Source organism: Nocardioides sp. CFH 31398 (assembly GCF_022436705.1).
Taxonomy (GTDB): Bacteria; Actinomycetota; Actinomycetes; order Propionibacteriales; family Nocardioidaceae; genus Nocardioides.
On record NZ_JAKUHT010000001.1, the window covers coordinates 319,956 to 332,472 of the forward strand.

At 73.5% G+C, this 12,517-nt stretch carries 14 protein-coding genes and 2 tRNA genes; 13 read left to right on the forward strand and 3 right to left on the reverse strand.

Annotated features, from left to right (window positions below):
* Positions 1 to 68: 68 nt before the first annotated feature.
* Positions 69 to 1,253, reverse strand: coding sequence for an acyl-CoA dehydrogenase family protein (locus MJ876_RS01580; RefSeq protein ID WP_240234291.1), 1,185 nt, complete (start codon positions 1,251 to 1,253; stop codon positions 69 to 71).
* A gap of 76 nt (positions 1,254 to 1,329) precedes the next feature.
* On the opposite strand from MJ876_RS01580, the gene MJ876_RS01585 reads away from it, so the two are divergent.
* The 13 genes from MJ876_RS01585 to MJ876_RS01645 all read left to right on the forward strand — a co-directional run bounded on the left by MJ876_RS01585 (position 1,330) and on the right by MJ876_RS01645 (position 11,472).
* Complete coding sequence (locus MJ876_RS01585) at positions 1,330 to 1,797, forward strand: SRPBCC family protein (RefSeq protein WP_240234292.1); 468 nt, start codon at positions 1,330 to 1,332, stop codon at positions 1,795 to 1,797.
* Position 1,798: 1 nt separating this feature from the next.
* Positions 1,799 to 2,233, forward strand: a complete 435-nt coding sequence (locus MJ876_RS01590; protein ID WP_240234293.1) for a hypothetical protein — start codon at positions 1,799 to 1,801, stop codon at positions 2,231 to 2,233.
* A 58-nt stretch (positions 2,234 to 2,291) separates the two neighbouring features.
* Positions 2,292 to 3,512, forward strand: coding sequence for an acetyl-CoA C-acetyltransferase (locus MJ876_RS01595; RefSeq protein WP_240234294.1), 1,221 nt, complete (start codon positions 2,292 to 2,294; stop codon positions 3,510 to 3,512).
* Between the two features lie 56 nt (positions 3,513 to 3,568).
* Entirely contained in the window at positions 3,569 to 5,986 is a 2,418-nt protein-coding gene (locus tag MJ876_RS01600) for an FdhF/YdeP family oxidoreductase (protein WP_240234295.1), read from the forward strand.
* Between the two features lie 22 nt (positions 5,987 to 6,008).
* Entirely contained in the window at positions 6,009 to 6,977 is a 969-nt protein-coding gene (locus tag MJ876_RS01605; protein ID WP_240234296.1) for a pirin family protein, read from the forward strand.
* A gap of 33 nt (positions 6,978 to 7,010) precedes the next feature.
* Entirely contained in the window at positions 7,011 to 7,604 is a 594-nt protein-coding gene (locus MJ876_RS01610) for a DNA-3-methyladenine glycosylase I (RefSeq protein WP_240234297.1), read from the forward strand.
* Complete coding sequence (locus MJ876_RS01615; RefSeq protein ID WP_240234298.1) at positions 7,601 to 9,013, forward strand: amidase; 1,413 nt, start codon at positions 7,601 to 7,603, stop codon at positions 9,011 to 9,013. The genes MJ876_RS01610 and MJ876_RS01615 overlap by 4 nt, the downstream gene beginning before the upstream one ends.
* An 82-nt stretch (positions 9,014 to 9,095) precedes the next feature.
* Positions 9,096 to 9,168 (forward strand) — tRNA-Thr (locus MJ876_RS01620).
* A gap of 41 nt (positions 9,169 to 9,209) precedes the next feature.
* A tRNA-Met gene (locus MJ876_RS01625) sits at positions 9,210 to 9,286 on the forward strand.
* Positions 9,287 to 9,331: 45 nt separating this feature from the next.
* Complete coding sequence (gene rpmG / locus MJ876_RS01630) at positions 9,332 to 9,502, forward strand: 50S ribosomal protein L33 (protein ID WP_221024354.1); 171 nt, start codon at positions 9,332 to 9,334, stop codon at positions 9,500 to 9,502.
* 104 nt (positions 9,503 to 9,606) lie between these two features.
* Positions 9,607 to 10,023 (forward strand): MaoC family dehydratase N-terminal domain-containing protein, encoded by a 417-nt coding sequence (locus tag MJ876_RS01635; protein ID WP_240234299.1) that lies wholly within the window; start codon positions 9,607 to 9,609, stop codon positions 10,021 to 10,023.
* Entirely contained in the window at positions 10,020 to 10,412 is a 393-nt protein-coding gene (locus tag MJ876_RS01640) for a MaoC/PaaZ C-terminal domain-containing protein (RefSeq protein WP_240234300.1), read from the forward strand. The genes MJ876_RS01635 and MJ876_RS01640 overlap by 4 nt, the downstream gene beginning before the upstream one ends.
* Positions 10,405 to 11,472 carry a UDP-N-acetylmuramate dehydrogenase gene (locus MJ876_RS01645; protein WP_240234301.1) on the forward strand — a complete coding sequence of 356 codons (1,068 nt, stop codon included), beginning with the start codon at positions 10,405 to 10,407 and terminating at the stop codon, positions 11,470 to 11,472. Before MJ876_RS01640 ends, MJ876_RS01645 begins: the two co-directional genes overlap by 8 nt.
* Before the next feature lie 18 nt (positions 11,473 to 11,490).
* Here MJ876_RS01645 and MJ876_RS01650 read toward each other — a convergent pair whose 3' ends face one another.
* Together MJ876_RS01650 and MJ876_RS01655 are read right to left on the reverse strand one after the other, a co-directional pair.
* Positions 11,491 to 12,021 (reverse strand): DUF4190 domain-containing protein, encoded by a 531-nt coding sequence (locus MJ876_RS01650; protein WP_240234302.1) that lies wholly within the window; start codon positions 12,019 to 12,021, stop codon positions 11,491 to 11,493.
* A gap of 29 nt (positions 12,022 to 12,050) precedes the next feature.
* A complete protein-coding gene (locus tag MJ876_RS01655) occupies positions 12,051 to 12,491 on the reverse strand; it encodes a hypothetical protein (RefSeq protein WP_240234303.1) in 441 nt (146 codons plus the stop codon).
* Positions 12,492 to 12,517 lie beyond the last annotated feature (26 nt).

Sequence of the window (12,517 nt, forward strand, 5' to 3'; positions counted from 1 at the left end):
GGGTCTCGACAAGCTCGACCCCCGGTGGTCGAGCTTGTCGAGACCGGCGCGGCAGCGGCACCGAGCGCCTAGCCGCGCGTGAGCTGCCCCGCGACGATGAGGCGCTGGATCTCGCTGGTGCCCTCGTAGAGCCGGAACAGGCGGGCGTCGCGGTAGAAGCGCTCGACCGGGACGGACCGCATGTAGCCGAGCCCGCCGTGGACCTGCACCGCCTTGTCGGCCACACGACCGACCATCTCGGAGCAGAACAGCTTCGTCGCGGACGGCGCGAGGCGGCGGTCGGAGCCGTCGTCCCAGGCCCTCGCGGCCTCGAGCACCATGGCGCGGCCGGCGTACGTCTCGGTGTGGCAGTCCGCCAGCATCGCCGCGACGAGCTGGAAGTCCGAGAGCCGGGTACCACCCTGCGTCGCGGTGGTGGCGTGGCTGACGGACTCGTGGACGAGCCGCTGCGCGAGACCCACGCACAGCGCGGCGATGTGGAGCCGGCCCTTGGCCAGCGAGCGCATCGCGGTGCCGAAGCCCTCGCCCTCCACCTCGCCGACGAGGTGGTCGGCGGGCACCCGGACGCCGTCCAGGAACACCTCGCAGGTCGTCGTGCCGCGCTGACCCATCTTCGCGTCCTTCGGCCCGAGCGTGACGCCCTCGGCGTCCGTCGGGACGACGAACACGGAGATCCCCTTCCCGGCCGGCGCCGACCCGGACGGCGGGGTCGTGCGGGCGAAGACCATCAGCAGGTCGGCGTCGCGGGCGTTGGTGATGTAGCGCTTCTGGCCGCTCAGGACGTACTCGTCGCCCTCCCGGACGGCGCGCGTCCGCAACCCGCTCGGGTCCGAGCCCGCCTCGGCCTCGGTCAGCGCGAACGACGCCACGAGCTCGCCGCTCGCCAGGCCCGGCAGCCACCGCTCCCGCTGCGCCTCGGTCCCCGCGTTGACCAGGACGGAGCCGGCGATGCCGTTGTTCGTGCCGAACATCGAGCGGAAGGACGGCGTGGTCCAGCCCAGCTCCATCGCGAGGCGCACCTCGGCCGACATGGTCAGCCCGAGCCCGCCGTACGCCTGGGGGATGGCGAAGCCGAACAGCCCCATCTCCTTCGCCTGCTCCCGCAGGCGCTCCGGGATGGCGTCGGTCTCCTCGATCTCGTCCTCGGCGGCGACGACGTCCTTGCGCACGAACGTGCGCACCGCGTCGAGCACGGCCTCGAGCTCGTCGTCGTCCAGCGTGTCGGCGGGGGTGCGGGCAGGTGTGTCGGTCACCACCCCAGGATGCCCCCGCCGGACGAGCCGCGTCCCGACGTCCGTATCGCGACGGGGTCAGCGGGCACGGGCACGGATGCTCACCTTCCGACGCGAGGTCGCGGTCCCGCACGCGGCGCCCGGCGTCTTCGACTATCTCGCCGACTTCACGACCGTCGACGAGTGGGACCCCCGCGCGACCGGGACCCACCGCCTGAGCGGCGACGGCGGCCAGGGGTCGTACCACGAGTGCGACGTGGAGTCCCTCGGCCGCTCGATCCCGATGGGCTACACCACCACCCGGGTCGAGCAGGGCGCCGACGGCGGCGACCGGATCGAGTGGGTCGGCTCGAGCCGGCTCGTCCGCGCGCACGACGTCATCCGCCTGCGCCGCAGCGAGGACGGTCGCGGCGTCGTCGTGGACTACACGATGCGCGTGACCTTCGAGCGTGCGCCGCGCACCTGGGACACGGTCCTGCGCCCCGCCGTACGGCGCCTCTGCGACGACGCGCAGGACGGGATGCGCCACACCCTGACCGCGCGGTTCTCGCGCGTGGCCGCCTGAGGTGGGCTGGCTCGGCGGCCTCGGCCTGGCCCTCTACGCCCTGACCATGCTCGCCGGTCTGGCCCTGTGGCGGCACACCACCGAGGTGGGCCGCCCGGAGTCGGGTGGCCAGACCAGCAACCTCCCGCCGCTGCTGCTCTTCGTCCACCCGCTGCTCGCGTTCGGTGGCGCGATCACCTGGACGGCGTACGTCGTGCTCGACGAGGCCTGGCTGGCCTGGACGACGCTGGGGTGGCTGGTCCTGGGCGTCGCGGTCGGCGAGCTGCTGTTCGTGAGGACCCTCCGCTCACGACGGCAGAAGGTCGCCGCGCCGATCGGGCCCGAGCCCGACCAGCACGTCGCCGAGAACGCCATGACGCTGCCCGGCATCGCCCTCCACGGGGTCCTCGCGCTGCTCCTCGTCGTCGTGGTCCTCGTCGCCGCCCTCACCTCCTGAGTCCGCTGGACGGGAGCCGCGGTGGTCGCCTCCAGGCCCCAGCGGGCAGAGTGAGGGCGTGACCGAGTTGCGCGAAGCCGTCGTCTGCGAGCCCGTCCGCACCCCCGTCGGCCGGTACGGCGGCGCGCTGAAGGACGTCACGGCCGCCCGCCTCGGCGTCGTCGCCCTGCAGGGCCTGCTCGAGCGCACCGGGATCGACCCCGCGGTGGTCGAGGAGGTGATCCTCGGCCACAGCTACCCGACGATGGAGGCCCCCGCGATCGGCCGCGTCGTCGCGCTGGACGCCGGGCTGCCGATCACCACGACAGGCCAGCAGCTCGACCGTCGCTGCGGCTCCGGCCTGCAGGCCGTGCTCAACGCGGCGATGACGGTGCAGACGGGCGCCGCCGACGTGGTCGTCGCGGGCGGGGCCGAGTCGATGAGCAACGTCCCCTTCTACTCGCTCGACATGCGCTGGGGCGGCGCCCGCACCGGCGTCACGGTCCACGACGGCCTCGCCCGCGGCCGCGTCACCGCCGGCGGCGAGAACTTCCCGGTCCCCGGCGGGATGCTGGAGACCGCGGAGAACCTGCGCCGCGAGTACGGCATCGGGCGCGAGGAGCAGGACGCCCTCGCCGTGCAGTCCCACGCGCGCGCCGTCGCCGCGCAGACCTCGGGTGTGTACGCCGAGGAGATCGTCCCGGTCACCATCCCGTCGCGGAAGGGCGACGTCGTCGTCGACCGCGACGAGCACCCGCGCGCCGACACCACGATGGAGTCGCTGGCCGGGCTGCGCCCCATCCTCGGGAAGGGCGACCCCGAGGCCACCGTCACCGCGGGCAACGCGTCGGGCCAGAACGACGCCGCCGCGATGTGCCTCGTCACCACGCCCGAGCGCGCGGAGCAGCTCGGACTGACCCCGCTCGTGCGTCTCGTCAGCTGGGCGGTGGCCGGCGTCCCGCCCGCGACGATGGGCATCGGCCCCGTCCCGGCCAGCGCCGCCGCGCTCGGCCGCGCCGGGCTGACGCTCGCCGACATGGACGTCATCGAGCTCAACGAGGCCTTCGCCGCCCAGGCCCTCGCGGTGATGCGCGAGTGGGGCTTCACCGAGGCCGACCACGAGCGGACCAACCCCCACGGCTCGGGCATCTCGCTCGGCCACCCCGTCGGCGCCACCGGCGCCCGCATGGTCGGCACGCTCGCGCGTGAGCTGCGTCGCCGCGAGGCCCGCTACGGCCTGGAGACGATGTGCATCGGCGGCGGGCAGGGTCTCGCCGCGGTCTTCGAGCGCGTCGTCTGACCCACGGCCTCCGGGGGAACCTCACGGTTGGTTGTCACCTAGGGGAGGATGAGGGAATGGCGAGACGCGCACCGGCCCAGGACGTCGACGAGACCGAGCTGAAGGTCGGGAGCCCCAGTCGCAGCGCGGCCGGGGTCAAGGCCGTCGCCGTCTCGATGAAGCTCGCCTGGGAGCAGATGGGCGTCACCCGCACGGCCCGCACCCTCCTCAAGCTCAACCAGGTCGGCGGATTCGACTGCCAGGGCTGCGCCTGGCCCGACCCCGCCCCGGGCCACCGCCACCCCGCGGAGTTCTGCGAGAACGGCGCGAAGGCCGTCGCCGAGGAGGCGACCGTCCGCCGGGTTGGCCCCGAGTTCTTCGCCGAGCACTCGATGGCCTCGCTCAAGGAGCGCAGCGACTACTGGCTCGGCCAGCAGGGCCGCATCACCCAGCCGATGGTCTACCGCGAGGGCCGCAGCCACTACGAGCCGATCAGCTGGGACGAGGCCTTCGGGCTGATCGCCGACGAGCTCAACGCGCTGGACAGCCCCGACGAGGCGATCTTCTACACCTCCGGCAAGACCTCCAACGAGGCCGCCTTCGCCTACCAGCTGTTCGTCCGCGCCTTCGGCACGAACAACCTGCCCGACTGCTCCAACATGTGCCACGAGTCGACGTCCGTCGCCCTCGCGGAGTCCATCGGCATCGGCAAGGGCTCGGTCCACCTCACCGACATCCACAAGGCCGACCTCATCGTGATCGCGGGTCAGAACCCCGGCACGAACCACCCGCGCATGCTCTCCGCGCTCGAGATCGCGAAGAAGAACGGCGCGAGGATCATCGACATCAACCCGCTCGAGGAAGCCGGGCTGGTGCGGTTCAAGAACCCCCAGAGCGTCAAGGGCGTCATCGGCGGCGGCACGGGCATCTCCGACCTGCACCTGCCGGTCCGCGTGAACGGCGACCTGGCGCTCTACCAGGCCATCGGCGCGCTGCTGCTCGAGTGGGACGCCATCGACCACGAGTTCGTCGAGCAGCACACCGTCGGCTTCGAGGAGTGGGCCGCGAACGCCCGCGCCCTCGACTGGGACGCCGTCGAGCGCGCCACCGGCCTCGAGCGCGGCCTGATCGAGCAGGCCGCGCGGATGATTGCCGACTCCTCGGCGACCGTGCACTGCTGGGCGATGGGCGTGACCCAGCACCGCAACGCGGTGGCGACCATCAAGGAGATCACCAACGTCGCGCTGATCCGCGGCGACATCGGCAAGCCCGGCGCCGGCCTGTGCCCCGTGCGGGGTCACTCCAACGTGCAGGGCGACCGCACGATGGGCATCTGGGAGCGCTCCCCGGACCACTTCCTCGACGCCATCCGCGACGAGTTCGGCTTCGAGCCGCCCCGTGAGCACGGGCTGGACGTCGTCGCCGCCATCGGCGCGCTGCGCGACGGCCGGGCCAAGACGTTCTTCGCGATGGGCGGCAACTTCGTGTCCGCCGTCCCCGACACCGAGGTCGTCGAGGCCGCGATGGCGAAGGCGTCCCTGACCGTGCACGTGTCGACCAAGCTCAACCGGTCCCACGTCACCCACGGCAGGACGGCCCTCATCCTCCCGGTGCTCGGCCGCTCCGAGAAGGACCACACCGGCGGCACCGAGCAGCGCGTCACCGTCGAGGACTCGATGTCCGCGGTCCACGCCTCGAAGGGCCCGCTGAAGCCGGCCTCGCCGCACCTGCGCAGCGAGGTCGACATCGTGTGCTCGATGGCGGAGGCGACGCTGAAGGGTCGCCACGGCATCCCGTGGGACGAGTTCCGCTCCGACTACACGAACATCCGCCACCGCATCTCCCGCGTCGTGCCCGGCGCCGCGGCGTACGCCGAGAAGGTGGACCAGCCCGGCGGCTTCACGCTGCCCCACTCGCCGCGCGACACCCGTGAGTTCCCGACGAAGGAGGGCAAGGCGGTCATCGTGGCCAACGAGACCGACATGCTCCACGTGCCCCAGGGGCGGCTGCTGATGCAGACGCTGCGCAGCCACGACCAGTTCAACACCACCATCTACGGTCTGGACGACCGCTACCGCGGCATCCACCACGGACGCCGGGTGGTCTTCGTCCACCCCGACGACATCGCGTCCCTGGGCCTGGCGGAGGACCAGTACGTCGACCTGGTCAGCGAGTGGACCGACCCGGACGACCCCTCGGCGGAGACCTGCTACCGCAAGGCCCCGCTGTTCCGGGTCGTGGCCTACGACCAGCCCCGGGGCTGTGCGGCGGCGTACTACCCGGAGACGAACCCGCTGATCCCGCTGGACTCGAAGGCGCTGAAGAGCAACTGCCCGACCTCGAAGGCGGTCATCGTGCGGCTCGTGCCGACCGACGAGCGGCCCGTCGAGGGCGGCGAGTCGGCCTACCTCACCGGCTACGGCCTGGTGAACGCCGACGGCACCGTCGCCAGCGACGACCAGAAGTCGTTCGTCGAGCCCGAGCAGCTGAGCTGACACCACCGGGGACACTGTCGCGATGAGCAACCTCGACACGCGCCCCGACGAGGTGGTCTGCGCCGCGGCGGCGGGCGACCTGGAGGTCCTGACACCGCGCGAGGTCCCCCTCGGGGGGCCTCGCGCGATGCGGGTGCGCCGCACGCTGCCGCAGCGGTCGCGGTCGCTGATCGGCGCGTGGTGCTTCGTCGACCACTACGGACCGGACGACGTCACCGACACCGGCGGGATGGTCGTGGCCCCGCACCCGCACACCGGGCTGTCGACGGTCTCGTGGCTGTTCACCGGTGAGATCCAGCACCGGGACTCGGCCGGCAACGCCGCGCTCGTCGTCCCCGGCGAGCTCAACCTCATGACCGCCGGGCACGGGATCAGCCACTCGGAGGTCTCGACGGACCGGACCTCCACGCTGCACGGCGTGCAGCTGTGGCTGGCGCTGCCGGACGCCGCCCGCGACGTCGCCCCCGGCTTCGCCCACCACGCGCCGGACCCCGTCGTCCGCGACGGTCTCACCGCGCGCGTGTTCCTCGGCTCGCTGCTGGGGGAGACGTCGCCCGTCGAGACCCACACCCCGCTGCTCGGGGCGGAGGTGCTGCTCGAGCCCGGGACCCGCGCGACCGTGGACGTCGACGCGTCGTACGAGCACGGCGTGCTGGTCGACACCGGTGCCGTGACCGCGGCCGGGACCACCCTGGCGGCCAACGACCTCGGCTACCTCGCGCCGGGCCGCTCGGAGGTGGAGCTCGTGGCGGGCGACGAGCCGGTGCGCCTCCTGCTGCTCGGCGGCCCGCCCTTCGGCGAGGAGATCGTCATGTGGTGGAACTTCGTCGGCCGCACCCACGACGAGGTCGTCGCCTACCGCGAGGCGTGGCAGTCCCAGCTCGTCGACGGCACCCAGCACGACGGCCGCTTCGGCGTCGTCGCCGACGAGCCCCTCGCACCCCTGCCCGCCCCCGAGCTCCCCAACGCCCGCCTGAGGACCCGCTCCTAGGGTCGACCGCCGTGCGTCGGCGATGATGGGTCCGTGGAGGCCGTGGTGGGGGAGGACGGCGTCGCGCGGTGCCTGTGGGCGGCGACGCCGGGGGAGATGCGCGACTACCACGACACCGAGTGGGGCGTGCCGGTCCGCGGGGAGTCGGCGCTCTTCGAGCGCCTGACGCTCGAGGCGTTCCAGTCCGGACTGTCGTGGGCGATCATCCTGCGCAAGCGGCCCGCCTTCCGTGCCGCGTTCGCCGGCTTCGACGTCGACGCGATCGCGACCTGGGGCGAGCCCGAGACGGAGCGGCTGCTCGCCGACGCGGGCATCGTCCGCAACCGCGCGAAGATCGAGGCCACCCTCACCAACGCCCGCGCGGCCGTCGACCTCCGCGCCGACGGCGGGCTCGAGGCCCTCGTGGAGCAGCACCGACCTCCGCCCGAGCGGCAGCCCGCCCCCCGCCGGCAGGACGAGGTGCCGACCACCTCCGAGGAGTCGCTCGCGCTCAGCAAGGCGCTCAAGAAGCGCGGCTTCCGCTTCGTCGGCCCCACCACCATGCACGCGCTGATGGAGGCCCTCGGCGTGGTGGACACCCACCTGACCGGCTGCCACCGCCGCGGCGTGGCAGCGTACGGCGGGTGAACGACCCCGCCCCCGTGGTGCACGCCGGCCGCGACGACGCCCTCGGCGCCCACGACGCCGTCGGGCTCGCCGGGGAGATCGCCGCAGGTCGCGTCTCGGTCCCCGAGGTCGTCGAGGCCGCCATCGCCCGCAGCGAGGACGCCGCCGCCCGGCTCGGCGGCATCGCCCACCCGGCGTACGACGAGGCGCGGCGCCTGGCGCGCGACCCCGCCGGCGGGTTCTTCGCCGGCGTCCCGTTCTGGGTCAAGGACAACGCCGCCCTCGCGGGCAGCCCCACCATGGAGGGCACCGACGCCTGGGACCCGGTCCCCGCCCGTCGCGACGGCGACCACGCCCGCATGGCCCGGGCGACCGGCCTGCTGCCGCTCGGCAAGACCCAGCTCAGCGAGCTCGGCTTCTCGGCCTCCGCCGAGCACCCACGGCTCGGTCCGGTCCGCAACCCCTGGGACCCCACCCGCACCGCGGGGGCGTCGTCCGCCGGGTCCGCCGTCATGGTCGCGACCGGGGCCGTGCCGATGGCCCACGCCAACGACGGTGGCGGGTCCATCCGGATCCCCGCCTCCTGCTGCGGCCTCGTCGGCCTGAAGCCCACCCGAGGCCGGCTCGCGCAGGACAAGGGGCTGCGCGAGATGCCGGTGCGCATCGTCCACGACGGCGTCCTGACCCGCACCGTCCGCGACACCGCGGCCTTCTACCGCGAGGCCGAGAAGGTCTACCGCGACCTCAGCCTGCCCCCGGTCGGCGACATCACCCGTCCCGGCGAGGCCCGGTTGCGCGTCGCCCTGGTCACGCAGAGCCCCGCCGGGCCGGTCGACGACGACGTCGTCCGCCTCACCCACGAGACCGCCGCGACCCTCGAGCGCCTCGGCCACCACGTCGAGCCCGCCGAGGCGCCCGTGCCCGGGAGCTTCGTCGACGACTTCCTCACCTACTGGGCGTTCCTCGCCCTCGCCTCGATCGGTCGTGGACCGCGGGTCCACGGCCCGTCCTGGGACCCCGACCGTCTCGACGCGCTGACCCACCACCTCGCCCGTCAGGCCCGGCGGCGCCTGCCCCGCCTGCCGCTGGCGATCGCCCGGCTCCGGGCCTCGCGGCGGCGCAGCGCCCGCTTCTACGCGAACTACGACGTCGTGCTGACGCCGACCCTCGCGCACCCGACGCCGCACCTCGGGCACCTCGACCCGACCCAGGACGGCGCGCTGGTGCTCGAGCGGCTGCTGGCCTGGGTGGGCTTCACGCCGCTTCAGAACGCCACGGGTGACCCGGCCGTCTCGCTGCCCCTCGCGCGCACCGCGGAGGGGCTCCCGGTCGGGATGATGCTCAGCGCGGGCGCGGGTCGGGAGGCCCTCCTGCTCGAGCTCGCCTACGAGCTGGAGGAAGCCGTCGGATGGCCCACCGCGCCGTCCTGAAGGCCTCCCCGTGGGAGCGGAGGCGCGAGGTCGGGGCCGATTTCGCAGCCCCTCGGACCCCTGTGTATCGTTCTTCCGCGTTGCCCCTTTAGCTCAGTCGGCAGAGCGTCTCCATGGTAAGGAGAAGGTCTACGGTTCGATTCCGTAAAGGGGCTCTGGGTGGGAGCCGTCGACGACGGTCGATCCACATGCCCATGGCGGGGTAGCTCAGGTGGTTAGAGCACACGACTCATAATCGTGGTGTCGCGGGTTCGAGTCCCGCCTCCGCTACCACCCACGCACCACCACCGATCCAGTTCCGACCAAGAGGACACTCACGTGGCCAGCAAGAGCTCCGACGTCCGCCCCAAGATCACCCTCGCCTGCGTGGAGTGCAAGGAGCGGAACTACATCACCAAGAAGAACCGGCGCAACGACCCGGACCGCTTGGAGATGAAGAAGTTCTGCCCGCGTTGCCGCACGCACACCGCGCACCGCGAGACGCGCTGACGCCGCGACGGCACAGCGCACGACAGACACCGCACGAGGCGGCCGCCCCATCGGGGCGGTCGCCTCGTCGCATCTCGGACCGCACCCCGGATAGGTTGGCGAGCATGGCCCTCACGGACGACCTCGTCGGTCGCAGCTACCCCCCGACCCCGCCGTACGAGGTGACCGCGGTGAAGGTCCGCGAGTTCAGCGCCGCGACCGGCGGCGACGGCGAGAACGCCGACCGCGACGCCCCGGCCATCCCGCCGACGTTCCCGATCGTCCTGGCCTTCGACGCCATGAACGCGTTCCTCGAGGCCGAGGGGATCGAGCTGTCGCGCATCGTGCACGGCGACCAGGGCTTCCGCTACGCCCGCCCGGTGCGCATCGGCGACCGCCTCGTCGCGACGCTCGAGGTCGCCTCGGCGCGCACCGTGCGCGGCATGGACATCATCGGCACCTCCAGCGAGATCACCGACGCCGACGGCGAGCGCGTGCTGGTCGCGACGGCCACCCTCATCCACCGTGGAGGCGAGCAGTGAACACCGGCGACGAGCTCTCCCCCCGGACCTTCACCCTCACCCGCGCCGACCTCGTCCGGTACGCCGGCGCGAGCGGTGACTTCAACTCGATCCACTGGTCCGACCGGGTCGCGACCGCCGTGGGCCTGGACGGGGTCATCGCCCACGGCATGCTGACGCTCGGTCTGGTCGGCCGCGCGGTGACCGAGTGGACCGGCGGCGCCGAGGTCGTCGAGCTGGCCGCCAAGTTCACCGCTCCCGTCGCGGTGCCGGACGACGACGACGGGGTCGAGCTCGTCGTCGCCGGCACCGTGAAGGGCGTCGAGGACGGGCTCACCACGCTGGCGCTCGTCGTCACCTGCGGGGAGCAGAAGGTCCTGGGCAACCCCCGGGCGGTCGTGCGTGCCTGAGCCCCGGCTCGCGGACCGCACCACCCTGCGCCTCGGCGGCCCCGCGCGCCGCTGGGTGACCGCGACGACGACGGACGCCCTCGTGGAGGCCGTCGCCGGCGCCGACGAGGGCGGCGAGCCGGTGCTCGTGCTCGGCGGTGGCAGCAACCTCGTGGTCGCCGACGACGGTGTCGACGGGGTGGTGGTCGAGGTCGCCACCCGTGGCGTCCGCACCGACACCGACCCCACGGGTGCGCCGTCCACCGACCCCGCCTGCGGGGGCGAGCTCGTCACCGTCGCGGCGGGGGAGGACTGGGACGCCTTCTGCGCCCGCGCCGTCGCCTCCGGGTGGGTCGGCGTCGAGGCCCTGTCGGGCATCCCCGGCTCCGTCGGCGCCACGCCCGTGCAGAACGTCGGCGCCTACGGGCAGGAGGTCGCCCAGACGATCTGGAGCGTCCTGACCTGGGACCGTCGCGAGCGCCGTCGCCGCACCCTGCCCGCGGCCGACTGCGGCTTCGGCTACCGCGACAGCCGCTTCAAGCGCGAGCCCGGCCGCTGGGTCGTGCTCGAGGTGACCTTCCAGCTGCGCCGCGGCGACCTCGGCGCACCCGTGCGGTACGCCGAGCTGGCCCGCGCCCTCGGCGTGGAGGAGGGCGGTCGGGCGCCCCTGGCCGCCGTCCGCGACGCCGTGCTCGGTCTGCGCCGCGGCAAGGGGATGGTCCTCGACGACGCCGACCCCGACACCTGGAGCGCCGGGTCGTTCTTCACCAACCCCGTCCTGGACGACGACGCCGCAGCGGCCCTGCCGGAGGACGCGCCCCGCTGGCCCGTCGAGGGCGGCGGGGTGAAGACCTCCGCGGCCTGGCTGATCCAGCACGCCGGGTTCGACCGCGGCCACGGGCTCGAGCGCCCCGGCGCCACGGTCGGGCTGTCGACCAAGCACACGCTCGCGCTCACCAACCGTGGCGGCGCCACGGCGGAGGAGCTGCTGGCGCTGGCCCGGGAGGTCCGCGACGGCGTCGAGGCGGCGTACGGCGTGCGGCTGGTCAACGAGCCGGTGCTCGTCGGCTGCACCCTCTAGGCGGGGGTCCCGGCGGGTCTAGGCGTTGACCGCGCCGACGATCAGGAGCACGAAGAAGACGACGCCGATCAGGACCAGGCCCAGCAGCACCGTGCCGATGATGCCCATGACGTAGGCGGCCTGCGCCTCGCCGCGTCCGGAGTACCGACCCGGGTCGGCGTCGATCTCCTTGACCGCACGCGAGCCCATCACCATGGCGAACGGCGAGACCAGCACGGTCACGACGCAGAAGAGGAATCCGCCGAGACCGATGATGCTCAGCACGAGGGCGGTCGTCGCCGACGGGTGCTTGGGCGGGAGCCCGTAGCCGTACGCCTGCGCCCCGTGACCCGGCTGGCCGTACGGCGACGGCTGGCCGTAGCCCGGCTGTCCGTACGGGCTCTGCTGTCCGTAGGGGCTCTGCTGGCCATAGGGGTTCGGCTGGCCGTAGGGGTTCGGCTGGCCGTACGGGTTCTGCTGGCCGTACGGGTCCTGCCCGTACGGCGAGCCCTGGTCGCCCGGCTTGGACAGGTTCGGCCGGTCGTCGGACGGCGGGTGCTGGTCGCTCATGGACCCATCATCCCCCGCGACGGCCGCGCTCAACCGGACCCGGTGAGCAGGGCGACGACGAAGCCGACGAGCGCGAGGAAGAAGTAGAGGTAGAACGCCGCCAGGAGCACCGCGGGAACCAGCAGCACGGTCCCGATGATGCCGAGGACCTGCCCGGCCACGGCCTCGCTCCGGCCGCCCAGGCGGCCGCCCGACGCGTCGATCTCCCGCACGACCCGTGCGCCGGTCAGCCACGCCCACGGCGCGACCAGCAGCGGCAGCAGGAGGACGACCCCACCGAGGACGGCGACGAACCCGAGCGCGAGCGACGTGCCGGCCGACGGGTGCTTCGGTGGGACGGCGGCGTGTCCGGGCGCCACCCGGGGCGGCGCGAGCTGCGGCTGGGCGTCCGGGGCCTGCGCGTACGGCGACGGGCCCGAGCTGACGGCCGCGGTGGGCCGCTCGTCCGGCCCCAGGTGCTGCTCGCTCACGGGTCGACCTCCGGGGTCGGGGCCCG